The sequence below is a fragment of the Actinoplanes sp. NPDC089786 genome, assembly GCF_040684855.1.
GTDB lineage: Bacteria > Actinomycetota > Actinomycetes > Mycobacteriales > Micromonosporaceae > Actinoplanes.
This window is the reverse complement of the sequence record NZ_JBFBGU010000018.1, coordinates 178,406-204,416: the sequence shown is the minus strand read 5'-3', so window position 1 is coordinate 204,416 and position 26,011 is coordinate 178,406. Positions and strand designations below refer to the sequence as shown.

Genomic DNA, 26,011 nt, shown 5'->3' with positions numbered 1-26,011 from the left:
GTACGGATCAAGGAGACACGACGTCAGCGAGCGACCAACACCCATTTTCAGCCCGGAACGGGCCACCTCGCCAGAGGCGACAGGGACTAGCCCCGCGAGGACGCGCGCGGGTTAGCCCGGCCGAGCGGAAGGGACGCGGTCCCGCCAAGCTGGAGGAAAGCCGGACAACGCATCCAAAGGCGACGAAGCGGGGACCAACCAGGGGTGAGAATCACGCCGGACGTCGGGTAGCGCAAATAGGGCCGGAGTGGAGGTCAGCCGGAGTGGCGGTCAGTCAGCCGGCGCTCTGCTCGGCGATCTCGCGGGCGCGGTCACGGGCCGCTTCGAGGGCGGCGAGCATGGCCGCGCGTACCCCGTGATTCTCCAGCTCGCGGATGGCCGAGATGGTCGTGCCCGCGGGTGAGGTGACCGCCTCGCGCAGCTTCACCGGGTGTTCGCCGGAGTCGCGCAGCATGATCGCCGACCCGATGGCGGTCTGCACGATCAGCTCGTGGGCCACCTGCCGGGGCAGCCCGAGCAGGATGCCCGCGTCCACCATGGCCTCGACCAGCAGGTAGAAGTAGGCCGGGCCCGAGCCGGAGAGCGCGGTGACCGCGTCCTGCTGGGACTCGGGCACCCGGATGACCGAGCCGAGCGGCCGGAACATGTCCTCGGCGATCTCCAGGTGTGACGCGGTCGCGTGCGGACCGGCCGAGATCGCGGTCATGGCCTGGTCGACCACCGCCGGGGTGTTGGTCATGACCCGTACCACCGGGGTGCCCTCGGGCAGCCGATCGGCGAAGAACTTGGTGGGCAGGCCGGCGCAGAGCGAGACGACCAGCTTGCCCGGCGGGATCGCGGCCCGGATCTCGTCGAGCAGCGTCCCGGCGTCCTGCGGCTTCACCGCGATGGCCAGGATGTCCGCCTCCTGCACGGCAGTCACGTTGTCGACCACCCGGACGCCGTAGCGTTCGTGCAGCTCCTTGCCCCGCTCGGCCCGACGGGCGGTGATCAGCAACTCGGACGCCGGCCGCCCGGCCCTGAGCAGTCCGCTCACAACCAGCTCGCCGATCTTCCCAGTGCCAATCACCGCAACCGTCATGAAACCCCTCCGAAGAGATCACCCGCCGACGAAGCCCAGCCCCTGCAGTAGAGACCAGCCCAACCTGCCGCCCGGCACCCGAATGCCCAAGTTCTCCCCGCGCAAATAGGGCCGGAGTGGCGGACAGCTCAGCTGCCGAAGAAGACTTCGGCCTCGTCGTACCGCTCGATCGGGACGGTCTTCAGCTCGCCGGTGCCGTCGGCCAGCGGAACCCGCGCGATGTCGGTGCCGCGCAGGGCCATCATCTTGCCGAAGTCGCCCTCGTTGACGGCGTCGATCGCCTGCAGGCCGAAGCGGGTGGCGAGCACCCGGTCGAACGCGGTCGGCGTGCCGCCGCGCTGGATGTGACCGAGGACGACCGTGCGGGCCTCCTTGCCGGTCTTCTCCTCGAGCTGCTCGGCCAGCCACTGGCCGATGCCGCCCAGGCGCACGTGACCGAACGAGTCCTTCTCCTGGCTGACCAGCTGCATCTGGCCCTCGAGCGGCTGCGCGCCCTCGGCGACCACGACGATCGGCGCATACTCGACCTGGAAGCGTTTGGTCACGTAGGTCGCGACCTGCTCCACGTCGAAGTTGCGCTCGGGCAGCAGGATCACGTTCGCGCCACCGGCCAGGCCGGCGTGCAGCGCGATCCAGCCGGCGTGCCGGCCCATGACCTCGACGACCAGCGTGCGGTGGTGCGACTCGGCGGTGGTGTGCAGCCGGTCGATCGCCTCCATCGCGATGTTCACCGCGGTGTCGAAGCCGAACGTGTAGTCGGTCGCGTTCAGGTCGTTGTCGATCGTCTTCGGCACGCCGACAACATTCACGCCCAGGTCGAACAGCTTGGTGGCGACGCCGAGGGTGTCCTCGCCGCCGATCGCGACCAGCGCGTCGACGCCCTGGTCGGCCAGGTTCTGCTTGATCCGCTCGACGCCACCCTCGATCTTGAACGGGTTGGTGCGCGAGGAGCCGAGGATGGTGCCGCCGCGCGGCAGGATGCCACGCACCTCGGCGATGCCGAGCGGCTTCGTCAGACCCTCGAGCGGGCCCTTCCAGCCGTCCCGGAACCCGACGAACTCGTGTCCGTACGTGGCGACGCCCTTGCGCACCACCGCCCGGATCACCGCGTTCAGACCGGGGCAGTCGCCGCCGCCGGTGAGCACGCCGATACGCATGATGACTCGTCCTTCCAAAGATGGAACGCGAGACGCCCGGCACGCCTCCTCGACATTTCGGCAACGTTGCCGTTCCGGGGGCCCGGGGCCGCATGCGCACTGTAGTGGGCGTCACGACCCCGGATCAAAACGGCCCGTCGTTCATCTTCTGCCAGCGGGCAAGATTATGTTTCGCGTCCACCAAAGCGTCATGTCGGCCGGTCGCGGTGGGTAACGGCGGCCGCCCCCGATCGTCCCAGAGCTGGCGGAGATCCTTGGTGAAACGCGGGATCTCCCGGGGCAGGGCCGGCATCGCGCCCCAGAGCTGGGCCAGCGCCACGTGGTCGTACGCCGCGTACCAGGCCCAGAGCTCGATCTGCTCGTCGCGGCCCTTCACCGGTTCCATCAGGAAGGCGTGCAGGTCGTCGCGGATCCGCTCGCGGGAGCGCCAGGCCGGGTCGGCCGGGCTGGGCAGCTTGTCGAGCACGTTGCGGCGCACCCAGGGCACGGCCCGGGTGTCGTCGAACTGGGTGGAGACCGCGTAGAACTCGCGGCCGAACTCGTCGACCACGCCGATCGAGACGAGGTCGACCAGGCGGCCGTCCTCGATGAACTCGCAGTCGTAGAAATAGCGGTAGACCATCGGGTCCATCCTCGCCCATGGCTAAAGGCCGGGTGACTCCAGGGCCTCCCGTGCGGTCGCGAGCGCCCGGCGCGCCTCCGCCGGGCACGCCCCGCCACCGGCGAGCTGCCGCGCCGACCAGTCCGCCTGCACCGCCCAGCGGAACCGGATCAGCACCGGCAGCGCGGCCTCCACCTCGTCGCGGTGCACCGGCCCGGCGGCCAGGTAGCCGTCCAGGAACTCGGCGGCGGCGGGCGGGCCGCCGGCGTACACCACGGCCGCGGCGACGTCGTAGGCCAGTGGTCCGGTGCCGCTCGCGCCGCAGGTGAACAGGCCGGCCCGCCCGGTGTCCGGGTCGACCACGAAGCCGGCCGGGGCCGGGTCGCCGTGCAGCACGCCGTAGGTGAGGCGGTCGGTGACGGTGAGCCGGACGGCGGCGTTGACCGCGTCGGTGACCGCGGGGCGCAGCCACGGCTCGGCGCCCAGGTGCGGCGCGTCCAGGTCGATCAGCTGCCAGGCGCGCAGGCCCGGGTGGTGGAACCGCTGGAGCACCCGGTGCATGGCGCCGAGCCGGTCGCCCCACCACTGCTGGTCGACCGGGTCGCAGCCGGCCAGGGACCGGCCCGGCACGCGGTGCGAGACGGAGAGGACGCCGGTCGAGGTGGTCGCGGTCAAGGCCCCGGCGAGGGTACGGACGGGAGCGCCGACCGCGATCCCCCAGTCGCGCAGGTGTTCCGCCGCGGCCAAGCCGGCCTCCACCGGGCGGGCGGCATAATCGTCGACCAGCCGGCACACGTACCGCTCGTCGCCGGCGAGCACCTCCCAGGCGCAGGACATCTGACCCCACTCGAGGGCGGTGATCCGGCTCGGCGCGAGATGCCAGTGATCACGCAGAAGGGATCGAAGGAGGTCGTCGTCCGGCACGGCGGAGGATTATTCCGGCACGCCGCGTACATCCGACGGACACCGTGGGCGACAATCACGCTTCGCGATTGTCGTCTATACAGAAAGCGATTGCTGGAGCATGATCGGAGGGGGACAGCGCCTCGCGACGCGAATTTTGCAACTGACGTATCACGTGGCACCCCGGGCGCTCTTCATGCTATGAGTGATCGTCGCTCATCGGGATGGCGTCCCCCGAGCAGCGCGATCAAGGCCCTGACCGGGGAGGATGGAGTCGTGGACCATCGCCTGCCGGATCCCGGTGATCCGCTGGCCAGCGTGGATATGTTCGCCGGCCTCGAACCAGAGGTACGCGCCCGTGTACTGGGTGCGGCGGTTCCGCGCACCTATCGCAAGGGCCAGATTCTTTTTGTGGAGCATGACCCTGGCGAATCATTGATCATCCTCAAGCGTGGGGCGGTCGCCGTCTTCCGCACCGCACCCTCAGGCGAACGCGCGGTGCTCACCGTGGCGCGCCCACCCGATGTCCTGGGCGAAGTCTCGCTGCTCGACGCGTCGACCCGGTCCGCCTCGGCCGAGGCGATCGAGGACACCCAGGCCCTGGCCCTGTCCCGGGCCGCGTTCATGGAACTGGTCCATTCCAACCCCCGCATCCTCGACGCGGTGATGCGCTCGGTCGGCGCGCTGATCCGGCGGCTCACCGAGCAGAACACCGACCACGTCTTCCTCGACCTGCCCGGCCGGGTGGCCAAGACCCTGGTCCGGCTGGCCGGCGAGAGTCAGGCGCCGATGATCACCATCGAGCTCAACCAGAGTCAGCTGGCCGAGATGGCCGGCGGCTCGAGGCAGAGCGTCAACCAGGCGATCGGTTCCTTCGCCAACCGGGGGTGGCTGCGCACCGAGGGCCGGCGGATCGTGGTCACGGACGTTTCGGCGCTGCGGCGTCGCGCGGGGATGGAGGCGCCTCGCTAGCGGCGGGCTCGGCGGGGCCCCCGGCCTTCGGCGCGGGGCTCCCGGCCGGCGCCTTCGGCGCGGGGCTCTCGACCGTCGTCTTCAGCGTGGAGGCGTAGACATCGACGTAGGGGCGGCCGGTCAGCGTCATGATCTCGTACATGATCTCGTCGGTGACCGCCCGCTCGACGAACCGGTCGCCGCGGCGGTCCGCGTACCGGGAGAAGTCGAGCGGGGCGCCGAACCTCATCCGTACCCGCTTGACCTTGGGAATCATCTTTCCGGTGGGCTGGATCTCGTCGGAGTTCAGATGGGCCACCGGCACCACCACCGCCCCGCTCTCCAGGGCGAGGCGGGCGACGCCGGTCTTGCCGCGGTAGAGCCGGCCGTCCGGCGAGCGGGTGCCCTCGGGATAGATGCCCGCGACGTCACCCTCGCGCAGGACCCGCAGCAGCGTGTCCAGGGCCGCCTGGGCCGCCTTGCCGCCCGAGCGGTCCACCGGGATGGTCCCGGTGCCGGAGAAGAACTGGCGCATCAGCCAGCCTTTGACCCCCTTACCGGTGAAGTACTCCGCTTTCGCGACGAACGTCACCCTCCGCCGGACGATCAGCGGTGTGAAGATCGAGTCGGAGAAGGAAAGGTGGTTGCAGGCCAGGATCACCGGCCCCGACCCGGGCACGTTGGCCAGACCGTCGACCCGCGGGCGGAAGAGCAGCAGCAGAACCGGCCCGAGCAGGACGTACTTGAGCAACCAGTAGAACACCGATGACCTCTCCGAGTGCGTCAGGTCACACGAGAGTACCGGGAGCGCGCCGCGACGACGCACTCCCGTAAAGGGGCCCTGTCGTGTCACCATTGCCGACAGGACGGGCGAGGGAGAGTGCCAGGGTGTCTACGGGTGGCGCCCGTCGCGGGCGGCGGGACAACGGGCTCGACGCTGCCGATTACGCGGTGGCCGGTGATGTGGATCCGCGCGTGGGCGAACACCTGCTCGACGTGCTGGCCGCGGCGGGCATCGCGGCGTATCTCCAGCCGTCGGCCGATCTCAACCCGGTGCTGCGCACCACCACCCTCCCGGGCCGGCCGACCGACCGGCTCTTCGTCGACCGCACCCAGCTCGAGGCCGCTCGCGAGCAGCTGCACAAGCTGACCGGCGGGGTGAGCCCGACGCCGCCGCCGCGGCCCGAGGTCAGCCAGACCGAGGTCGACGCCGAGTGGGCGAAGATCATCGCCGGCTTCCACACCCTGCCCGAGGAGAAGGCGGCCGAGAGCGCCGACCAGCCCCGCCCGTCTCCCCCGATGCCGTCCGCCACGGACATCTCAGGGATCACCCTGAACCGCCGGCGCACCGATCCGCAGCCCGCGCCGGAACCGTCGTTGCTGGACGGTCTGGACACCTTCGGCGCCGACGTCCCGGACGACGACGAGGACCGCTACATCCCGCCGCCCCCGCCGCCGCTCCCCCGGTTCAGCAAGTACGCGGTCGCCGGCGTGCTGGCCATCGTGGTCGGGTTCGTGCTGTTCCTGCGCCCGACCCTGATCCCGGTGGACGGCGATCTGGTCACGCTGTTCGGCTTCAGCGCGATCGTGGCCGGCGCGGTCACGCTGGTCTGGCGCCTGCGGTCCGGCGATGACGACGACGAGGATTACGACGACGGCGCCGTTGTGTGATTTATCCCCGCCGATACTTCGGTGCGTAGTTGTGGCGTAACCTGTCGTGGTGCGTCAGAGCTCACTGGTGGTAGTTGCCAACCGTTTGCCCCTGGACGACAACGCGGCCCCCGACGGTGCCTGTGAATGGAGACGCAGCCCCGGCGGTCTGGCCAGCGCCCTGCACGCGATCCTGCAGAACACGCCGGCCACCTGGGTGGGCTGGGGCGGCGGCATCGGCGACGCGCCCGCCCTCCCCGACATCGGCAGCCTGCGCATCCGCCCGGTCGGGCTGAGCGAGGACGAGCTGCGCGGCTACTACGAGGGCTTCGCCAACTCCACCCTCTGGCCGCTCTACCACGACGCCGTCGAGCCGCCGGTCTTCGACCGCGGCTGGTGGGAGACCTACCGCGCGGTCAACCGGCGGTTCGCCGAGGCCGCGGCCGAGGTGGCCGAGCCCAAGGCCGCGGTCTGGGTGCAGGACTACCACCTCCAGCTCGTCCCGGCGATGCTCCGGCAACTGCGGCCCGACCTGCTGATCGGCTTCTTCCTGCACGTGCCGTTCCCGCCGCCGGAGCTCTACATGCAGCTCCCCCGCCGGGTCGAGCTGCTGCGCGGGATGCTCGGGGCCGACCTGGTCGGCTTCCAGCGGCCGCAGGCGGCCCACAACGTCGCCCAGCTCGCCACCAAGCTGCTGGGGGCGGCGGCCACCGACGACGAGATCGTGCTGAGCTCGCCCGAGGGCGACCGGGTCGTGCGTACCCGAGCCTTCCCGGTCTCGATCGACGTCGCCGAGATGAGCGCCCTGGCCGCCCGGCCGGACGTAATGAACCGCGCGCGGCAGCTGCGGTCCGACCTGGGCCAGCCGAAGCGGGTGCTGCTCAGCGTCGACCGGCTCGACTACACCAAGGGCATCGAACACCGGCTGACCGCGTACAGCGAACTGCTGCGGGACCGGCGGGTCAAGGTCCGCGACACGGTGATGGTGCAGGTGGCGGTGCCCAGCCGCGAGCGGGTGGAGAGCTATCAGACGCTGCGCGACCGGATCGAGGGCGAGGTCGGGCGGATCAACGGCGAGTACGGCCGGGTCGGCGAGCCCGCCATCCACTACCTGAACCAGCCGTTCGACCGGGCCGAGCTGGCCGCGCTCTACCGCACCGCCGACCTGATGGTCGTGACGCCACTGCGCGACGGGATGAACCTGGTGGCCAAGGAGTTCGTGGCCGCCCGCACCGACGGGACCGGCGCGCTGGTGCTCAGCGAGTTCGCCGGCGCCGCGGCCGAGCTGGAAGAGGCGTTCCTGGTCAACCCGCACGACGTGGACGGGCTGAAGGCGACCCTGCTGGAGGCCATGGACACCCGGCCGGACGACCTGTCGAAGCGGATGGTGGCGATGCGCGACCACCTGAGCCGGCACGACATCGTCCGCTGGGCGCGCGACTATCTCACCACATTGGACCGGACCGGCCGGATCGCCGAGCTGATCCCGCCGCCGGCTCAGACGGTCAGTTCCTTGCCCAGCCAGTCGAGGATCGCGTCGATCGGCTCGGCCCAGCCGTCGCCCACCATCAGGTCGTGACCCATCCCGGGGAAGAGCAGGGGCGCGCCGCCGTACCGCGCGGCCGTGCGGTCGAGGGAGGCGCGCGGCACCACCTTGTCGTCGGGGCTGCCCACCACGAGCACGGGCGGGTCGCCGACCGGCTTCTCCATCTGGAACGCCGGCAACCGCGCCGGGATGGAGCCATGACCGGCCTGCCGCCGGTTGAGCCGCATCCGGCCGCCGAAGATCGCCGGGATCGCGCCGGCCGGGTTGACCGTGAGGGCCTGCCGGATCGTCGCCCACCGGTCGAGCACCGGGCCGGCGAGCACGATCGCCCGCGCCGGGTAGCGGGTGGCGGCCCGGGCCACGATCATCGCGCCGACGCCGTGCCCGACCAGCACGGCCTGCCGGGGCAGGGCCGCGGCGGTCTGGACGACGTCGTGCGCGTACTCGCGGAGGGAACCGTTCTCACGGGCGGTCAGCGCGTGGGCCGGGAAGCCGCGACCGGCCGTGTGGGCCAGCCAGTGCTCGGCGAACACCCCGGCGCCGAACGCCGGGCCGGGCACGAACAGCACCGGCGGCTCGGACGCGTCGGCCGGCACCTCGCTCAGCACCCGGCGGCGTACCGGCCGCACCGGCGATGTCCAGTCCTCGAAGCGCAGTAGGTTCATGGCGCCGGCTCCAACCGCTTCAACAGCTCCGCGAGCACCTTCAGATAGTCGACGCCGCTCACCTCGAACCAGTGACGCGCCGTCGGCACGGTCTTGCTCCGCGACCACTGCTCCAGGGGGCGCTTCGACTCGGCCTGCTGCACGGCCGCCGCGCGCACCGGGTCGGCCGTACGCAGCCGGAGCCAGCGCGCCACGGCGACGTTCTGCCAGTGGGCCAGCGGGAGCAGCCCCGGCGAGTCGGACTGGAGCAGGCCGACCACGGCGAGCGTCGGGTGCCGCCGGGCGAACGCGTGCAGATGAAGATCGGGCCGGCCATCGTCGTCGAGGTCGAGCAGCTCCGGCGCCAGGAACTCGAACTGCGGCCGGTAACCGGTCGCCGCGATCACCAGGTCGGGCTCGACCCGGGTGCCGTCGGTCAGCTCGACCGCGGCGTCGTCGAACCGGGCGACGTCGGGCACCGGGGTGATCCGGCCGTGGCCCAGGTAGTGGATGAGCTGGCTGTTGACGACCGGATGGGACTCGTACGGGCCGTGGTCGGGCGTCGGCAGCCCGAACCGCGCCGGGTCGCCGGAGGTGGCGAGCACCGTCCGGCGGTAGAGCCAGTCGCGCAGCCACATCGGCAGGCGCAGGCGCCGCATCAGGGCGGCGGACTGGTCGGCGGGGCGGCCGAACACGTACTTCTGGGCGTACCAGTAACCGCGCCGGGTCGAATGCCACACCTCGGCGGCCTGCTGGGCCGCCTCGACCGCGATGTCGCAGCCCGAGTTGCCGCCGCCGATCACCAGCACGCGGCGGCCACGCAGAACCGCCGGGTTCTTGTACGCGCTCGCGTGCAGGAAGCGCCCTCGGAACTCGCCCTCGATCTCGGGCATCCGCGGCGCCCAGTTGTGCCCGTTCGCCACCACGACGGCCGCGTACCGCTGGGTGCGCTCGGCCCCGCCACCGGTGCTGTGGGTGGTCACGTCCCACCGGCCGTCCCCCACCGGCACGACCGACGCCACCTCGGTGCCGAACCAGACATGCTCGCCCAGCCCGAAGTGTTCGGCGTACCGCTCCAGATAGGACAGCACCTGGGCGTGGTGTGGATAGTCGGGCCAGTCGTCGGGCATCGGGAAGTCGGGGAACTCGGAGAGCGGGCGGGACGAGATCAGGTGGGTGGCGGACGAGATCGGGCTGCGGTCATGCCGCCAGTTCCACCCGCCGCCCACGGACGTCTCGCGCTCGTAGCAGTCGACCGCGAACCCGTGCTCGCGCAGGTTCTTGATCGCGGTGAGGCCGCTCGCGCCCGCGCCGATGACGCACACGGCATCTCGGCGGTCGGCGACTCCGGGTGTCTCTGGCACCCGCGAATCCTCGCAGAGACTCCCGCTTATGCGGAAGGGAGTCTCAGGTCCGCGATGACCGGAAGATGGTCGGACGCCAGACGTGCCTGGTCCGTGTCGATCACAGCGTATTTGTCGATGGTCACGCCCGGGTGGGCGAACACCGCGTCGAGCTGGTGCTGGGGCAGCCGCGCCGGGAAGGTGAGGATGCCGGCGTCGTCGGTGCCGAGACCATCGGCGACCGTACGCCAGGCGCCCCCGCCCGGCCCCTCGTTCATGTCACCACCGGCGATCACGATGCCGTCGATCGCCGACAGCTCCTGCTTCCAGCGGGCCGCCTGCTCCGGGCGCTCGACCGGATCGGTCGACAGGTGCGAACCGGAGACCGTGAACTCGGCCCCCCGCACCGCGCACGTCGCGAAGGCGGCGCCGCGCATGTGCCGTCCCGGCGTCAGCGGATAGCGGACGCACCACGATCGCAGCACCCTGAGCCGCAGGCTGACCAGGATCAGGTTGCCCAGCGACGGCAGGCCGCCGGCGCCGACCACCATGCCGGCGTCGTCGGCCAGCGCCGCGCACTTGTGCCGCCACCGGAACCGGCGCGGCGCCTCCTGCACCAGCACGACATCGGGCTCGGCGTCGCGGATCAGGCCGGTCAGGGCCGCCCGGTCGTCCTTGAGACCGTGCACGTTGTAGGTCATCACCCGCAGCGGGATCCCGGTCATGATCAGATCCGCCGGGCCAGGTCGGCCGCGCCGAGGACACCCGCGGTGTTGCCGGTCTCGGCCGCCTTGACCTCGGCCACCGGGAAGCGGCCCCGGGCGGCCAGCTGATCGCGGTAGGTGCTCTCGGTCGGGCCCATCAGCAGGTCACCCGCGTCGATCACGCCGCCGCCGATCACCAGGATCTGCGGGTCGAAGGACTGCGCCAGGTCGGCCATGGCCACGCCCAGCCAGTAGCCGATCTGGGCGAACGCGTCCCGGGCCACGCCGTCGCCGTGGTGGGCCGCCTCGGTGATCTGCCGGCCGGTGATCGCCAGGGGGTCGCCGCCGGCCAGGTCGAGCAGCAGCCGGGCGCGGTCCGGTTCCTGCCGCGCCCCGGCCCGGGCGAAGCGCACCAGGGCGTTGCCGCTGGCGTACTGCTCCAGGCAGCCGAGCCGGCCGCAGCCGCACGGGTGGCCGTCGTTCACCGACTGGATGTGGCCCAGCTCGCCGGCCATCCCGTTGGCGCCGCGCCACAGGCCGCCGTTGATCACGATCCCGCCGCCGATGCCGGTGCCCACGGTGATCATCACCATCGAGTCGTCGGCGTTGCGGGCCGCCCCGAACCGGAACTCGGCCCAGGCCGCCACGTTGGCGTCGTTCTCCAGGACGGTGGGCAGACCGACCGCCTTGGACACGTAGTCGCGCAGCGGCTCGTCCCGCCAGGCCAGGTTGGGGGCGAACAGGACGGTCGAGCCCGCGGCGTCGATCCAGGCGGCCGCGCCGATGCCGATGGCCGTCGCCTCCGGATGTTCCCGGGCCAGCTCGGCGGCCACCTCGACGATCGTGTCCCGGGTCCCGGCCTGGTCCTCCGCGGGCGTGGGCTTGCGGTTGGACGCCAGCACGGTGCCGTGCTCGTCAACCACCCCGCCGGCGACCTTGGTCCCACCGACATCGATTCCGATGGTCAGCGTCACGCTGCCCGTCCCCTCTGGCCCTGTCCCGCATGCCTTTTGACCGGCTTGCCCCGTCGATCAGTCGCGGGCCGCGTCGCCCGTCTCATCATGATCCACGGTGGGCCCGCCGGTCGCGCCGCCAACCCCGGGATCTGCGGTGGCCCGGGCCCAGACATCACCCGCCCGGTCGCCGCCGCCCCAGCCCCACGGCCGCGCCTCGCCGCCCGCCGGGGTCGGGCCCGGGCCACCGGTCGCGCCCTCGACATCGGCCTTCGCGGCCTCTGCCTTTGCCTGGGCGGCGGCCTCGGCGCGGGCCAGCCTCGCCCGCGCGGCCGACTCCGCCTTCGCCTTGGCGACCCGCTCACGCTCGGCCCTGGCCAGCGCCGCCCGCTCGGCCGCCTCCTTGTTGGCCTCGCTGTTGGCGGCCCGGGTCGCGGCCGTCCACGGTGACTGGTCGTCGGGCGCGTCCGCGACATCGACCGGCGCCGAGCCGCGCCGGGTGGCCGCCGACCAGGCGAGATCGGGGTCGGGCGGAGGCGGCGGCGCCGTTCTGCGCCGGGGCGGCTTGGGCCTGGTGCCGGACATCGCCGAGAACGCCCGCATCAGCGTGGCCACGCCGGTCGCGATGTCCCCCGCGCCGGTCGCGAGCCGTTCGGCCGTGTGGGGGGTCGGGTTCCGCATCGAGGCGATCGTCCGGCAGACCGGGCAGACACAGCACTCGACGCTGCCGGTCGACCAGCCGTAGCTCACGTGCGTACCCGGCCGATCGTCACCGCCCTGACCTATCACCCGCCGCACCGCACCGGTGGCCCAGGCCCACGGATCACCCTCGTCGGCCGGCGACGGCGGCGCCGTCGCACGGGCCCAGGGGTCGCCCTCGGCCGTGGCCTCTGTCTCGGCCGCGCTCTCGTGCTCGGCCGCGCTCTCCTGCTCGGCCGCGCTCTCCTGCTCGGCCGCGCTCTCGTGCTCGGCCGCGCTCTCGTGCTCGGCCGCGCTGTCTCTTTCGGCCGCGCTGTCGGTCGCCGATGATGGGGACGCCGTAGCCCGCGCCCACGGATCACCCTCAGCCGCGGGCTTCGGCCCGGTCCTCGGCTCGTCGGGCTCGCCTTCCGGCGCCGCCGACGTCTTCGAGGCCTCCGACGTCTTCGAGGCCTCCGCCGTCTTCGAGGCCTCCGACCCGCCTGAAGCGGCCGCCGATCCACCCGACGCGGCCTCGGTCGCGCGGGTCACGAAACCCGCCACCGTCGAGCCCATCTGGCCCAGGCCGGACACGATCCGGTCGGCCGTCGCCGCGACCGTGTCGTCGGACGCCTGGCTCGTCATCGCGAGCACGGTGGCGACCAGTCGCTCGGCCTCCTGCCGCGCCGAACCCGTCTCTCCCGCCATACCGCGCTCCTCGCCGGTCACGCCTCCGCAGAGGCCTCCACACGACGCTTGAGCTGCTTCAGCGCCGTATCCATGATCATCTTTTCGGCCTTGCGCCGGAACATGCCGAGCATTCCCACCGACAACTCCACCGCGAGCGTGTACGTCACCGTAGTCGCCCCGTCACCGTCCGCCTCCAGATCGTAGGAGCCGTCCTGCGACTTCTGCGTCTTGGACGGCTTCACCAGGCTCCACTCGATGTGGGAGAGATCCTCGGCGTACGAGTATTCGAGCGTGTAGTCGTCGGCCAGCACACCGGCGTCGATGACGAACCGGACCTCGGCCGCGTACCCATCCTCGTACTCACTCAGCACCTCGACCTGTTTCATCGCGTCGGCCCACTCGGGGTATCGCGCGAAATCGCAGATCACCGCCGCGACCCGATCGAGGGGCGCGGCGATCCGGATCGACTGTGTCGAGGTGTCCGCCATGCCCCGGAGGTTACCGCGCACCCACGACAAACTGACCGTGCAGGGTTGCCCAAACCCGGGTCCCCAATTTCTGGTCCGGGGCGTCAGCACCGGCGGCGAATGGGGGACCCGGGTTCAGCGCCGGTCCGCCGATGGGCCGTTCACCGACCATGCCGCTACCATCCGTGACGTGCCCGGATCCCCCACCGCCCCCACCCGCGTCCAGCCCCTGGCAGTGGCCGCGCGCATCGTCATGCTCGCCCTCGTGGCGGCGCTGACCCTGATCGCGACGGAAGACATCGGCCAGCTCCGCTGGATCGCGCTGCTGCTGGTCGCCGCGCTGCCCGCGTTCCTCGCGCCGGACCACCGGTGGCTGGCGCCGCTCGGGCGGGTGGCCGAGGTGGCGATCACCGGCCTCGCCGCCGGCTCCGTCGCGGCCGCGGCCGACCGGATCGGCGAGTACGCCGGGTTCGGCGCCGAGGTGATCCTCCCCTACCTGGCCGTCCCGCTGCTGACCGCGAGCCTGCGCCGCCGGCCGACCGAAGGCGCCGCCCTGCTCGGCGTGGCCGCGGTCTCGATGGTCGCGGGCGGCACCCTGATGGGCGACCCGCCGCCGATCACCCAGCCCGGCTTCCTCGCGGCCGGCGGCCAGTGGCTGGTCCTCGGGGCGATCGTCACCTTCGCCGCCGACACGATGCGCCAGTTCATGGCGCCACCCCCACCCACGCCCCAGCCGTACGCCGAGGCCACCCGGCTGCTGACCCAGCTGCGCAGCGTCGCCCGTTCGCTGCCCGGCGCCACGCTCGACCCGGGCGGCATCTCCGAGCACCTGCTCGACGAACTGCGCCAGGTCGCGCCGGGCGAGCGGGCCGCCGTGCTCTCGACCAGCGGCGGCGGGCGGCTCGTGGTGCTCGCCCAGAGCGGCGCCGAGCGGGTCGACTGGGAGACCACGCTGGACGCCGACTCGGCCATCGCCGACGCCTGGGCCACCCAGCAGCCACAGACCGCCAACCGTTCCCAGGCCCGCTCCCACCGCGGCGGCGACGCGTCATCGTCGCTGGTGGTGCCCCTGGTCGCCGGTGTCCGTACGATCGGCTTGGTGATCCTCGAGGCCGACATCGCGCAGGCGTACCCCTCACCGGTTGTGGCCCAGGTGACCGACGTGACCGGCCCGGCCGCGCTGCGCCTCGAGGCCGCCCTGCTCTTCGACGACGTGCGGTCGCTGGCCACCAACGAGGAACGTCAGCGGCTGGCCCGTGAGATCCACGACGGGGTCGCGCAGGAGCTGGTGATGGTCGGGTACGGCATCGACAACGCCCAGGCCACCCTGCCCGAGGGCGCCGAGGAGACGGCCGAGGAGCTGCGGTCGCTGCGGGCCGAGGTCACCCGGGTGATCACCGAGCTGCGGCTGAGCCTGTTCGAGCTGCGCTCGGAGGTCGATCGCAACGGCGGTCTGGCGGCGGCCATCGCCGAGTACGCCCGGACCATCGGCACGCCGGCCGGCCTGCGCGTGCACTTCACCTTCGACGAGTCCACGGCCCGGCTGCCCGCCGCGACCGAGGCGGAATTGCTGCGCATCGCCCAAGAAGCAATCACCAATGCGCGGAAGCACGCAGGGGCGTCCAATCTATGGGTCACCTGCACCATCGATCCGCCGTACGCCGAGATCACCGTCTCGGACGACGGCAAAGGTTTCGCGGACGACCGCCCCGACGGTCGTTACGGGCTCACCATCATGGCCGAACGTGCCGAACGAATTCGCGGGAAGCTCAAGATCACGCCACGACACCCCAGCGGGACAACCGTAGCCGTGGTGCTTGGCACAGCCGCTAGGCGCGATAGCGTGCGGGATAGCGTTCCCGCTCCAGAAGGGGAGTAACCCGAGCATGTCGACCAGTCCTGCGCCGACGACGCGCACCAAGGTCCTCCTTGTCGACGATCATGACTTGATTCGTAAGGGGCTGCGACACGCATTCGAGCGCGACCGGCAGTTCGAGGTTGTCGGTGAGGCCGCCACGGCGGCCGAGGCCGTACGCCAGGCCGGCGCCCTGCAGCCCGACGTCGTGATCATGGATCTCCGGCTGCCCGACGGCAGTGGCCTCGAAGCCACCCGTGCCCTCCGCAAGAACAACGCCAACATGGGCATCGTGGTCCTCACCATGTACGCGGGCGACGACCAGCTCTTCGGCGCTCTCGAGGCCGGGGCCAGCGCGTTCGTCCCCAAAACGGCGCCCGCCGACGAGGTGGTGGCGGCCGCCCGGCACGCCGCCAGCGCACCCAGCGCGTTCACCGCCGCCGACCTGGCCGAGGCCATGAAGCGCCGCCTGGCGCCGAGCGGCCCACAACTGTCGCCACGCGAGGGCCAGGTTCTCCGCCTGCTCGCCGACGGCATGAGCGTGGCCGGCATCGCCAAGCAGCTCTTCGTCTCCGAGTCCACGGCCAAGACCCACATCTCCAAGCTGTACGAGAAACTGGGCGCCGCCAACCGCGCCCAGGCCCTGATGACCGCCCTCCGCCTCGGCCTCCTGGAAGCCCCGGACGCCCCCAAGTTCTGACCCGCACCACCCCGTTGACCCGCCCGGCCGCTTCACCGCGCCCGGGCGGTCGGCGTTCCGGGCTGATTTTCGGGCGTTCCGGGGCTGAGTGATCGGCGTTCCAGGGCTGGGTTGTCGGTCTTCCGGGGCTGGATTGTCGGTCTCCCGGGGCTGGGTTGTCGGTCTCCCGGGGCTGGATTGTCGGCCTTCTCGGGCTGGATTGTTGGGGTTTCACGGGCTGAGTGATTGGCGTTCCGGGGCCGAGGCGAACGGCTCTTCCGGGGCCCTGGCGGCCGGCGCTTCGGCAGCGGCGTGAGGCTTGCCGCTCCGGCGGTTCCCGGCATTCCCGGCTTCTACGGCGATTCCTGACGGCCGGATCTTCGGCCCTTTCTCGTCACCGATCCGGCACCCGACCATTCACCCGATCGGGGGATTCTTCGCCCGAGCACCCCATGACGGACGGCTTCACGCGGGTTCGAGCGCGGTCGGCACAACCATCAACATCGCCGGGCTCTGCGCCGCGCGGCGCAGAATCTCGCTTTGGCGATTTCAATTGATCTTGCTTCGCAGCTCGCGCGCCACCGCCTCCCCCGCCCTTGTGGGTGGGCAGGAATGTAGCCGCCGGGTACGACAGAACGACGAGTTGTCCACAGCGGCAGCGGAATGTGGATTTAGGCGACGAGGTTGCGGGCGGTCGACGGCCAGCGACAAACGACGCGGTTGCGGGCGGCCGTCAGGCGGCCGAGTTGCGGGCGGCCGAGTTGCGGGCGGCCGAGTTGCGCGGCCGTCAGGCGGCCGAGTTGCGGGCGGCGGTCAGGCGGCGCAGGGCCAGGTAGGCCTCGCAGCCCAGGCAGAGGCCGAAAGCTGCGTTCAGGAAGGCGGCGACCAGCCCGAGGCCCGCGAAGATCAGACCGACGACCGGCGCGCCGGCGAAGAAGGCGATGGTGGCTGCGCCCAGGAAGGCCAGGCCTACGGTTTGGGCGAAGCGGACGGGGGCGGCGGGCTCGCGTTCGGCGGGTGGGCCGATGTGGGGCAGGACGAACTGGCGGAAGAGCAAGGCGTAAGGACCGCGGCGGGGGTTGGTGGCGGTCAGCGCGAAGACCGCGGTCTGGGCGAGGGCCAGCCAGGGGGATCTGGTCACCAGCACCAGGATTATCACGACGCTGGTGATGGACGCCGCGAAGCGCTGGCCTCGGGGGTCTAGCTCCATGTCATGACTGTCGCACCTTGCGGGCGGGACGCGGCCGTGAGTGACATCACCATTGTTGAAGTGCAGTTTCAGCGGTCGAGCACGTCGCCCAGGGCGGCGATCAGGTGGGGCTTGCCGGGCACCCCGGTGGCACGCCTTACCTCGCGGCCGTTGCGGTCAAGGACCAGGAGCGTGGGGGTACGCCAGATGTTCAGCGCCCGCACGGCCTCCAGGTGGCTCTCGGCGTCGACCTCGACGTGTCGCACCCCGGGCACCATCGCCGCGACCTCGCCGCTGATCCGACGGACCGCGCGGCAGGGCTGACAGAACGCCGACGAGAACTGCAGCAACGTCGCTTCCGCGTTGCGGTCGACGCCAAGCGCCTCGAGCAACGCCGGCGAAATCCCGGCCGCGGAAGCGTCGTCATCGACAGCGCCGGAAGAGGCGCCGCCGGAATCAGAAGCGCCGGACTCGGCCGCACCGGAAGGGGAGAGGCCGGGCGAAGAGACGCCGGAAGGGGACAATCCGGGCGAGGAGGCGCCGGAAGAGGAGACACCGGGCGAGAAGGCGCCGGAGGGGGAGGCACCGGGCGAGGGCCCAGCGAGGGAAGAAGAGCCAGAAGAAGGCGCGATCGAAGAATCAGCGCTGAGCGAAGGCGCGGCGAAAGATGCGGCGCGGCCAGAAGGGGCCGCCCGGAGGCGCCCATCCGACGCGCGCCGCCACAGACCGATCACCGTCGCAACCACCAGCGCGACGGCAACCACGACCAGCCCGACCGTCATGTCCCGACTGTGGCACGCCGCAAGCCGAACCGACCAGGTGATCCCACCCACCAATCCCACCGGCAAGGGGGATCAGGCGAAGGAGACCTGGCAAGCGTGCGTCCGGCGAAGGAGACCCGGCAAGACAGCGTCCAGCGAAGGAGACCCAGCGCAAGCGAGCAAACCCGGCGGAGGGGAATCAGGCGTTCTGGTAGGCGCTCGCCTGGAGGGTGAACATCTGAGCGTAGATGCCGCCACGGGACATCAGCGACGAGTGATCACCTTCCTCGACCACCGCGCCGTGGTCGAGGACGAAGATGCGGTCGGCCTCGCGGACGCTGGCCATGCGGTGGGTGATCAGGATGACCGTGCGGCCGGCGGCCAGTTCGCGGAGGCGCAGGTACACCGCGTGTTCGGCCCGGGCGTCCAGGTTGGCGGTCGGCTCGTCGCAGATCAGCAGCGGCGCGTCGCGGTAGAAGGCGCGGCTCACGGCCAGGCGTTGCCACTGGCCGCCGGACAGGTCCGCTCCCCCGGTGAAGTGCCGCGACAGCAGCGTGTCGTACTGCCGGGCCAGCTCCATCACGAAGTCGTGGGCGTCGCCGGCCTGGGCCGCGACCTGCACCAGGTCGTGGTCGGTGGCGCGGTCGTGGCGGCCGATGGTGATGTTCTGGCGTGCGGAGAAGGGCCACCGGGTCGGCTCCTGCATCACCACGGCCACCCGGTCGCGGATGGTTTCGGGCGAGAAGGCCCGGAGGTCGGCGCCGTCCCATCGGACGATGCCGGATTCCGGCCGGTACAGCCCGGCCATCACGGCCGCGAGGGTGCTCTTGCCGGACCCGTTCTCGCCGACGAGGGCGATGATCTCTCCCCTCCGTACCGTGAGGGAGATGTCTTGGATCGCCGGCCGCTCCGCGTCGGGGTAGGTGAAGGTCACGTTGGCGAGGCTGATCTCGTCGAGGCCGGGCGAGGGGGAACCGGGGACGGGCGGCTGCTCGGCGCGGGCCCGCGACATCTCGCAGAAGCCCTCGAAGTCGGCGAAGTACAACCCCTGCTCGAACACCCGGTTGGCCGAGTACGCCAGCTCGGAGAGCTTGCCGATGCCCACATTGATCGCGTACGCGGCCGCGCCGCCCGCCGCCAGCGCCATCTCGCCGGTCCACAGCAGCCACAGCAGCACGCCGTAGGTGAGGCCGGTGATCAAGCCGCTCAGCACGCTCCCGACCAGCGTGGTGCGCACGACCGTGTCGGACAGGGCGATCTCCCGCTTCGTGGCCATCGCGAGCAGCCGCCGCACCTCGTCCAGCAGGAAGCCGCGCAGGGTGAACGCGCGCAGTTCGGGCGCCGGTTCGCGGGCGGCGAGCAGGTGCGCCAGCATGTGCTGGCGGCGCCACATGGCGATCATCTTGAGCAGGCTCTGGTGCCGCAGCCGGGCGCCGCGGGCCGACGCCCAGGCCACCGGCAGCACGGCGAGGATCAGCAACGGCAGCAGGGCCGGGTGCAGGGCGGCGAGGACACCACCGGCGGCGATCAGCCCGATCACGTTGTTGAGCACCTCGATCGCCTGGTTGACGACCTGTTCGGCGGCGCTGATCCCCCGGTCGCGGGCGCGCTGCATGGCGTCCCGCCACTCCGGGTCGTCGAACGTGGTCAGCTCCACCTGCGTCGTCACGGTGAGCAGGCGCATCTCGGCCGCCTGGAAGACCTTGGGGGCGAGCCGGCCGTTGGCGCTCGCGGCCGCGGAGGTGAGGATTCCGCGTACGGCCACCGCCGCGACCAGCAGCACGAGGGAGGGAGCGGCCGCGCGTACCCGCTCGGGGGTCGCGCCGTCCCGGAGGAGGCCGTCGAAGACGCCGACGACGCTGATCAGCCCGATCGCGCTGACCACACCGGACAGCGCCTGGAGCACGACCACGGCCGTCGTGGTGCGCGGGCTGGCCTCCCAGGCGATGCGCCCGGCCGCGAGCAGCAGCTTGGGCAGCCGCCGCAGCATGGCCCGGAAGCCGGTGGTGGCCGCCTCGGAGGTGCTGGTCAGCCAGTAGGGCAGGGCGAGTTCCGATTCGTCGTCCTCGTCGGGCTGCATGACGCCTTGATACGCCTCGATGACGCTCCGTGTCTATTCACGTGCGAAGAGTGAACGATTCACGTGAGGAGGTGACGGAGCCGGTCGGCCTGCCGTTCCCACCGCCACTCCCGCTCCACCCAGGAGCGTCCGGCCGTACCCATCGCCTTGGCCTTGATCGGGTCGGCCAGCAGCTCGGCGACCCGGCCGGCGATGGCCGGCACGTCTCGGCCACCCACCACGTGCCCGGTCTCGCCCTCGATCACCGCGTCGGGCGCGCCGCCCGAGTCGCCGGCCACCACCGGCAGCCCGGCGGCCGACGCCTCCAGATAGACGATGCCGAGGCCCTCGACGTCGAACCCGCCGGCCCGGGTGCGGCACGGCATCGCGTAGACGTCGCCGGCCGCGTACAGCTCGGGCAGCGCCGGCCACGGCACCGAGCCGGTGAACACCACGTGCTTGGCCATCGCGGTGTCGCGGGCCAGGCGTTCCAGCTTGGCGCGGTACGGCCCGCCGCCGCCCAGCAGCAGCGCCGCGCCCGGCGCCCGGCGACGGATCTCGGGCAGCGCGCGGATCAGCATGTCTTGACCCTTGCGCGGGACCAGCCGGGAGACGCAGACCACGACCGGCCGGTCGGACAGGCCGTACTTGGCTCGCATGGCCGACCCGTCGACGCCGGGATGGAAGGTGTCGGCGTCGACGCCGGGGGCCAGACGCTGGAGGTCGGTCAGGCCGTGGAGCGCCCGGCCGAGGCGGACCCGCTGATAGTCGGTGAGGTAGGTGACCACGTCGTTGCCGCGGGCGATGCGCCGCAGCAGGTGGCGGGCGCCGGGCAGCGCGGCCCAGCCGATCTCGTGGCCGTGGGTGATCGCCACCGCCCGCTCGATCCCGGCGTCGCGGCGCAGACCGGCGGCGAGCAGGCCGAGCGGGGCGGCCGCGCCGAACCAGACCCGGTCGCAGTCGCGGGTGCGGGCGATCTCGGCGGCCCGGCGGGCGACCGCGGGCGTCGGCAGCAGCATGCCGGTGTCCTCACGGATCACCTCGAACGGCTGCTCGGCGTCGAACTCGGCCGCCCCCTTCCAGGTCGAGGCGTAGACCACCACCGAGCCGGCCGGCTGCCGCACGGCCAGGTTGTGGATGAACTGCTGGATGCCGCCGGGCCGGGGCGGGAAGTCGTTGGTGATCAGCAGCGTGCGGGCCATCAGCGCTCCCCGCGGGCCCAGGCGCGGGCGGCGGCCATCCGCTCCACGGTGGACGGGTGGGACGCGAACAGGACCTGTTCCCACGCCGGCGGGTCGGGTTCGGCGAGGTTGACCGAGCCGAGCTTGCGCTGCATCGACTCGAAGGTGGCCGGATCTTGGGTCAGCTCGAGCGCGTGGTCGTCGGCCCGCGCCTCGATCTGGCGGGTGACGAAGGACTGTGCCGGCGTGGCCACCAGGCCGGCCACGGCGGCGATCGCGACCAGCAGGCCGAGGGCGCGGGGTTCGGCGATCGAGTCGACCCCGGCCGTACGCAACAGAGCGCTCCAGAAGCCCAGCAGGTAGAGGCCGATGACCGCGGCGGCCGTGCCGAGCGCCCCGAGCAGCGTGCCGATCAGCACGTCCTGCGCCTTGGCGTGGCCCAGCTCGTGGGCGGTCACCGAGACCACCTCGGCCGGCGTCGCCTCGGTCAGCATGGTGTCGTAGACGACGATCCGCCGGGTCGGCCCGAACCCCGAGACGTAGGCGTTCACCGCCCGCGTGCGGCGGGAGGCGTCGGCGACCAGAACATCCTTGACGGGTACGCCGTCCCGGTCGGCCAGCCGCATCAGGTCGGTGCGTAACGGCCCGGCGGCCATCGGCGTGAACTTGTTGAACACCGGCTCGACCAGCACCGGCAGCACGAACGACAGCAGGATCACCAGGATCGCCGCGCCCGCCGCGCCCCACGCCCACCACCAGCGCGGCGCGAGCCGGACCACGGCGAAGAAGCCGAGCAACGCCACCCCGCCGATCACCGCGCCGACCGCCCAGCCCTTGACCAGGTCGACGGCCCAGGGGCCCCAGCTCTGGGTGGAGATGCCGTAACGCACCACGATGGTGTGCCGCCAGGCCGCGAACGGCAGCGTGACCACCTCGGAGACCAGCACGATGAGCAGGCCGCCGAGCAGCGCCCGGGCGACCCAGTGGCCACCGAACGGGCGCCCGGCCAGGGTGACCAGGCCCGCGCCGAGCGGGGTCAGGCCGAGCACCAGCGCGACGACCAGACCGATCAGCATCGACCCGTACGACCCCGGCCGCAGCGCCCGGTGGAACGCCTCGGCCTTGTCGACCTGGCTCTGGTCGAACTCGCCGAGCGCGCTGAGCTGGTCGGCCCGCGGCGCCGGCGGCCGGTGCCACGGGATCAGCACCGCGGCGAGCACCACACCGGCCACGACCAGCACGCCGAACGCCATAAGAGCCCAGCCCCGCACTGTCACGCGGCGACCCTACCCGTCAGGCCACGTCGCGCCGGAAGGGCACCACGACGGGAGGTTCCGGCGTCGACAGTAACTCCACGTCGAAGCCGGCCAGCTCGAAGACCTCGATGGCCCGCATCTCGCTGGGCGTCAGGTCGGTGATCTCCTCGGGGGTTTCGGCGAGCACCCGGACCAGGCAACCGCTGCACTCATCGGCCCGCTCGGCGCAACGCCCGCAGTCGATGATCATGGCTCCTCCTCCATGCGAAGTCGTGACGGGTGACCGCCACACCCATCACGCTACGGAGGGGGTACGACAAAAACGTCAGCTGCGCGAGAGCCGGCGGATGAGGCTGTCGGCGCCCATCGGATACGCACCGTGGCGACGGACCCCGTCGGCCACCTCGCGGTCGGACGAGACCACCACCACCGGCCGGCCGTCGGGCTCGGCGCGGGCCAGCCGCCGGATCAGCTCGTCGGCGGTCTCGCCCTTCTTCGAGAAGAGCACCCGGACGTTGCGCGGCGCCGGCGGCAGCCCGTGGACCCGCTCGGCGCCGTCGAAGACCACGGTCACCTCGTCGCCGGTCTGCGCGGCGATGCCGCCGAGCCCGGTGATCAGGCGTTTGCGCTGCTGTTCCAGGGACATCTCGGCGAAGCCGCGCTTGGTGACGTTGTACCCGTCGACGATCAGGTGGGCCCGGGGCAGGGCGAGCAGCTGATCGAGGCGGGCCGGGTCGTCGGTGTCCTGGGCGCGGGCCCGGGAGCGCTCGGGCTGACCGGGACGCTCGGCCGCGGTGTCGGCGACGTAGTCGGCCGGGAGCCGGTCGGACGGGCCGAGGGCAAGCTCGCGGCGCAGCCCGGAGGCGGCCTGGCCGATCGTCTCGAGCAGCAGCCAGAGCCGGGTGTCGTCGGCCGACCGCGCCTCCTTGGCCGCCGCCTTGCCGGTGGCGGCGATGGCCTCGGCGTCGGCCAGTTTGGCGCGCAGCCGGCGTACCTCGGTCTCGTGTTCGGCCTTGGCCTGCGTCGCGCGACCCTTCTCGGTGGCCAGCAGGTCACTCGCCCGTTTCTGGGCCACCAGGGCCTCACGCAGCGATTTCGCCGTGGCCCGGTGTTCCTCGCGCAGCTGGCCGAGCTCTTCGCGGACCCGGGCCAGCTCGTCGCGCAGCTTGTCGGCCTCGACCTTGGCGACCGCCCGGTCGTGGTCGGCGCGGGCGGCCCGCTGCTCGGCGTCGCGGATCTGGCTGATCACCGCGGCGCTGTCGACATCGGCGCGGACCGCCTCGCCGGCCTCGGCGACCAGCTCACGCCAGCCGTCGGGCCGGCAGAGATAGGCGATCGCGGCGACCTCGACCGGGTCGGCGGCGGCCGGGGACAAGCCGGCGGCGACGGCCGCGCCCAGATCGCCGGAATCGTCGGCGACCCGGCGGCCGATCCGCTGGCGGAAGAGCGGGTCGGCGGTGAGCTGGGCGGCGATCGCCTGACCGCCGAGACGAGCGCGACGATTCGGGGCGAACCGGGCGACCTTCCGTAGCACGACCGGAACCTCGTCGGCCGAGAGGGCGGGGATCGCGGCGGCCGCGAGGGCGGTCACCCGCTGGCGGACGGGCTCGGGCAGGGTCGGCTCGGCCGCGTCCGCGGACCCCTCGGCGGGGGTGTCGGAGAACGGCTCGAGCGCGGACATGAATTCATTCTCCCACCCTGTGGAAGGCAACCGCCCAATCCGTGAAGTGATCTTTTCGGGCGCGCGGCCGGGAATTGTCGTACCCATGTCCTAATCTCCCCGCCGTGGCACAACCGGCATACGTCCAGGGCACTCTGGACACGCTCCTGTCCGCCGACGGCTCGGTCGATCCGGCCGCGCTGTCCCTGGCCGACACCACCTTCACCGTGCTCGATCTGGAGACCACGGGCGGCGCTCCGGACGGCGGCGGCATCACCGAGATCGGGGCGGTCAAGGTGCGCGGCGGCGAAGAGCTGGGGGTCTTCGGCACCCTGGTCAACCCGGGTGAGCGGCTGCCACCGTTCATCACCGTGCTGACCGGCATCACCGAGGCGATGCTGGCCCCGGCCCCGTCGATCGAGACCGTGCTGCCCAGCCTGCTCGAGTTCCTCCGCGGCACGGTGCTGGTGGCCCACAACGCGCCCTATGACGTGGGCTTCCTGAAGGCCGCCTGCGCCCGCCACGGTTACCAGTGGCCCCAGGTCAGGGTGCTCGACACGGCCGCGGTGGCCCGCCGGGCGCTGACCCGTGACGAGGTGCCCAACCGCAAGCTGGCCACGCTGGCCCGGTTCTTCCGGGCCCGGGTCGAGCCGACCCACCGCGCGCTCGACGACGCCAAGGCCACGGTCGACGTGCTCCACGGGCTGATCGAGCGCCTGGGCAGCTACCGGGTCTACACGTTGGGCGACGCGGTCGAGTTCGCCAAGGCGGTCAGCCCCGAGCAGCGCCGGCAACGGCACCTGGCCGACGGTCTGCCGCATGTCCCCGGCGTCTACATCTTCCGAGCTCAAGATGGTCGCCCCCTCTACGTCGGCACGTCCAACGACATCGGCAAGCGGGTCCGGTCCTATTTCACGGCGAGTGAGAAGCGGGCGCGCATCTCCGAGATGCTGGCCGCGGCGGTGCGGGTCGAGGCGGTCGAGTGCGCCCACCCGCTGGAGGCCGAGGTACGCGAGTTACGCCTGATCGCGGCCCACTCCCCGCCGTACAACCGCCGGTCCAAGCATCCCGATCGGGTGGTCTGGCTCAAGCTCACCCAGGAGGCGTACCCGAGACTCTCGGTGGTCCGGGCGCTGGCCGACGACGGCGCGTCCTACCTCGGCCCGTTCTCGTCGCGCCGCACGGCCGAGCTGGCCGCGGCCGGCTTCCACGACGCGGTCCCGCTCCGGCAGTGCACCCACAAGCTCTCGACCAAGACCAAGACGCCGGCCTGCGCGCTGGCTGAGCTGGGGAGATGCCCGGCGCCCTGCGAGCACGAGATCTCCACCGAGGAGTACGCCCAACGCGCCGCGGTTCCGTTCCGGACGGCCACCGTGGGCGACCCGCGGCCGATCGTCGACGCCCTGATGGCCCGCATCGACCAGTTCTCCGACCGGGAGCGTTATGAGGAGGCGGCGGTCGTCCGGTCCCGGCTGATCGCGGTGCTCCGGGCCACCGTGCGGATGCAGCGGCTGGGCGCCCTGACCAGGCTCTCCGAGCTGGTGGCGGCCCGCCGCGACGCGGTCGGCGGCTGGGAGATCGTGGTGGTCCGCCATGGCCGGCTGGCCGCGGCGGCCTCCTCGCCGCCCCGGCAACACCCGCGCCCCACGCTCGATGTCGCCCTGCAGACGGCCGAGACGGTCCTACCCGGACCGGGACCGGTTCCGGCGGCCACGGCGGAGGAGACCGAGCGGATTCTCACGTGGCTCGAGAAACCCGACACCCGATTGGTGGAGACTTCCGGCGACTGGGTGTCACCGGCTCGTGGCGCCGCGCGTTTCACTAGCCTTCTCACCAGGGCCGAGGCCGCGGTTGGGTCACGAGACTCATCCGTTCGCTCATCGGTAACTGACCGTTCGGACGACGCTCGCTCGCTTAGGCTGTAGGGCAACACGGGGTTACCGACCGGTTTGGTCGGTCCGTGGTGGTCTCGGCGCGCGCGCAGGCTCGCCGGGGTGGCCGCG

General features: G+C 71.9%; 24 protein-coding genes. 6 read left to right on the top strand and 18 right to left on the bottom strand.

Annotation, left to right across the window (positions count from 1 at the left end):
• Positions 1-274: 274 nt before the first annotated feature.
• The 4 genes from proC to AB0O15_RS36035 all read right to left on the bottom strand — a co-directional run bounded on the left by proC (position 275) and on the right by AB0O15_RS36035 (position 3,763).
• Positions 275-1,081, bottom strand: a complete 807-nt coding sequence (proC, locus tag AB0O15_RS36050) for a pyrroline-5-carboxylate reductase (protein WP_364328390.1) — start codon at positions 1,079-1,081, stop codon at positions 275-277.
• Positions 1,082-1,209: 128 nt separating this feature from the next.
• Positions 1,210-2,238, bottom strand: a complete 1,029-nt coding sequence (locus AB0O15_RS36045) for a 6-phosphofructokinase (protein WP_364328387.1) — start codon at positions 2,236-2,238, stop codon at positions 1,210-1,212.
• A gap of 124 nt (positions 2,239-2,362) precedes the next feature.
• Positions 2,363-2,860, bottom strand: coding sequence for a polyadenylate-specific 3'-exoribonuclease AS (locus AB0O15_RS36040; protein WP_364328384.1), 498 nt, complete (start codon positions 2,858-2,860; stop codon positions 2,363-2,365).
• A 21-nt stretch (positions 2,861-2,881) separates the two neighbouring features.
• Positions 2,882-3,763, bottom strand: coding sequence for a phosphotransferase (locus AB0O15_RS36035; protein WP_364328381.1), 882 nt, complete (start codon positions 3,761-3,763; stop codon positions 2,882-2,884).
• 255 nt (positions 3,764-4,018) lie between these two features.
• On the opposite strand from AB0O15_RS36035, the gene AB0O15_RS36030 reads away from it, so the two are divergent.
• On the top strand, positions 4,019-4,714 hold the full coding sequence (locus AB0O15_RS36030; RefSeq protein ID WP_364328378.1) for a Crp/Fnr family transcriptional regulator: 696 nt from the start codon (positions 4,019-4,021) through the stop codon (positions 4,712-4,714).
• Here AB0O15_RS36030 and AB0O15_RS36025 read toward each other — a convergent pair.
• Complete coding sequence (locus AB0O15_RS36025) at positions 4,662-5,456, bottom strand: lysophospholipid acyltransferase family protein (RefSeq protein ID WP_364328375.1); 795 nt, start codon at positions 5,454-5,456, stop codon at positions 4,662-4,664. The genes AB0O15_RS36030 and AB0O15_RS36025 overlap by 53 nt on opposite strands.
• Positions 5,457-5,581: 125 nt before the next feature.
• Here AB0O15_RS36025 and AB0O15_RS36020 point away from each other — a divergent pair, with 125 nt between their 5' ends.
• Complete coding sequence (locus AB0O15_RS36020) at positions 5,582-6,364, top strand: DUF308 domain-containing protein (RefSeq protein WP_364328372.1); 783 nt, start codon at positions 5,582-5,584, stop codon at positions 6,362-6,364.
• Positions 6,365-6,413: 49 nt separating this feature from the next.
• Positions 6,414-7,922, top strand: a complete 1,509-nt coding sequence (locus tag AB0O15_RS36015; RefSeq protein WP_364328369.1) for a trehalose-6-phosphate synthase — start codon at positions 6,414-6,416, stop codon at positions 7,920-7,922.
• Here the strand turns inward: AB0O15_RS36015 and AB0O15_RS36010 are convergent.
• Genes AB0O15_RS36010 through AB0O15_RS35985 form a run of 6 tightly spaced genes read right to left on the bottom strand, consistent with a single transcriptional unit; the run spans position 7,841 to position 13,389 of the window.
• Positions 7,841-8,554, bottom strand: a complete 714-nt coding sequence (locus AB0O15_RS36010; RefSeq protein ID WP_364328366.1) for an alpha/beta fold hydrolase — start codon at positions 8,552-8,554, stop codon at positions 7,841-7,843. The two genes, AB0O15_RS36015 and AB0O15_RS36010, sit on opposite strands and share 82 nt — an antisense overlap.
• Complete coding sequence (locus AB0O15_RS36005) at positions 8,551-9,897, bottom strand: NAD(P)-binding domain-containing protein (protein WP_364328363.1); 1,347 nt, start codon at positions 9,895-9,897, stop codon at positions 8,551-8,553. The genes AB0O15_RS36010 and AB0O15_RS36005 overlap by 4 nt, the downstream gene beginning before the upstream one ends.
• 26 nt (positions 9,898-9,923) lie before the next feature.
• Positions 9,924-10,601: an endonuclease/exonuclease/phosphatase family protein gene (locus tag AB0O15_RS36000; protein ID WP_364328360.1), complete on the bottom strand. Its 678-nt coding sequence runs from the start codon at positions 10,599-10,601 to the stop codon at positions 9,924-9,926.
• A 2-nt stretch (positions 10,602-10,603) separates the two neighbouring features.
• Positions 10,604-11,554, bottom strand: a complete 951-nt coding sequence (locus tag AB0O15_RS35995; protein ID WP_364328357.1) for an ROK family glucokinase — start codon at positions 11,552-11,554, stop codon at positions 10,604-10,606.
• A gap of 57 nt (positions 11,555-11,611) precedes the next feature.
• Complete coding sequence (locus AB0O15_RS35990; RefSeq protein WP_364328354.1) at positions 11,612-12,919, bottom strand: hypothetical protein; 1,308 nt, start codon at positions 12,917-12,919, stop codon at positions 11,612-11,614.
• Positions 12,920-12,936: 17 nt separating this feature from the next.
• Positions 12,937-13,389: an SRPBCC family protein gene (locus AB0O15_RS35985; protein WP_364328351.1), complete on the bottom strand. Its 453-nt coding sequence runs from the start codon at positions 13,387-13,389 to the stop codon at positions 12,937-12,939.
• A gap of 232 nt (positions 13,390-13,621) precedes the next feature.
• On the opposite strand from AB0O15_RS35985, the gene AB0O15_RS35980 reads away from it, so the two are divergent.
• A complete protein-coding gene (locus tag AB0O15_RS35980) occupies positions 13,622-15,247 on the top strand; it encodes a GAF domain-containing sensor histidine kinase (protein WP_364328416.1) in 1,626 nt (541 codons plus the stop codon).
• Positions 15,248-15,254: 7 nt separating this feature from the next.
• Positions 15,255-15,923, top strand: coding sequence for a response regulator transcription factor (locus tag AB0O15_RS35975; protein ID WP_014688640.1), 669 nt, complete (start codon positions 15,255-15,257; stop codon positions 15,921-15,923).
• Positions 15,924-16,689: 766 nt separating this feature from the next.
• Here AB0O15_RS35975 and AB0O15_RS35970 read toward each other — a convergent pair.
• The 7 genes from AB0O15_RS35970 to AB0O15_RS35940 all read right to left on the bottom strand — a co-directional run bounded on the left by AB0O15_RS35970 (position 16,690) and on the right by AB0O15_RS35940 (position 24,029).
• Entirely contained in the window at positions 16,690-17,112 is a 423-nt protein-coding gene (locus AB0O15_RS35970; protein ID WP_364328348.1) for a DUF4395 domain-containing protein, read from the bottom strand.
• 68 nt (positions 17,113-17,180) lie between these two features.
• The gene (locus AB0O15_RS35965) at positions 17,181-17,483 is read right to left on the bottom strand and encodes a thioredoxin family protein (RefSeq protein ID WP_364328345.1); all 303 of its coding nucleotides are present in this window, start codon (positions 17,481-17,483) and stop codon (positions 17,181-17,183) included.
• Positions 17,484-18,051: 568 nt separating this feature from the next.
• A complete protein-coding gene (locus AB0O15_RS35960; RefSeq protein WP_364328342.1) occupies positions 18,052-19,932 on the bottom strand; it encodes an ATP-binding cassette domain-containing protein in 1,881 nt (626 codons plus the stop codon).
• 59 nt (positions 19,933-19,991) lie between these two features.
• Positions 19,992-21,113: a glycosyltransferase family 4 protein gene (locus AB0O15_RS35955; RefSeq protein WP_364328339.1), complete on the bottom strand. Its 1,122-nt coding sequence runs from the start codon at positions 21,111-21,113 to the stop codon at positions 19,992-19,994.
• Entirely contained in the window at positions 21,113-22,369 is a 1,257-nt protein-coding gene (locus AB0O15_RS35950; RefSeq protein ID WP_364328336.1) for a M48 family metallopeptidase, read from the bottom strand. Before AB0O15_RS35950 ends, AB0O15_RS35955 begins: the two co-directional genes overlap by 1 nt.
• A 16-nt stretch (positions 22,370-22,385) precedes the next feature.
• Complete coding sequence (locus AB0O15_RS35945) at positions 22,386-22,598, bottom strand: hypothetical protein (protein ID WP_364328333.1); 213 nt, start codon at positions 22,596-22,598, stop codon at positions 22,386-22,388.
• A gap of 75 nt (positions 22,599-22,673) precedes the next feature.
• The gene (locus AB0O15_RS35940; RefSeq protein WP_364328330.1) at positions 22,674-24,029 is read right to left on the bottom strand and encodes an NYN domain-containing protein; all 1,356 of its coding nucleotides are present in this window, start codon (positions 24,027-24,029) and stop codon (positions 22,674-22,676) included.
• A gap of 104 nt (positions 24,030-24,133) precedes the next feature.
• Here AB0O15_RS35940 and AB0O15_RS35935 point away from each other — a divergent pair, with 104 nt between their 5' ends.
• Entirely contained in the window at positions 24,134-25,933 is a 1,800-nt protein-coding gene (locus AB0O15_RS35935) for a DEDD exonuclease domain-containing protein (protein WP_364328327.1), read from the top strand.
• Positions 25,934-26,011: the final 78 nt, after the last annotated feature.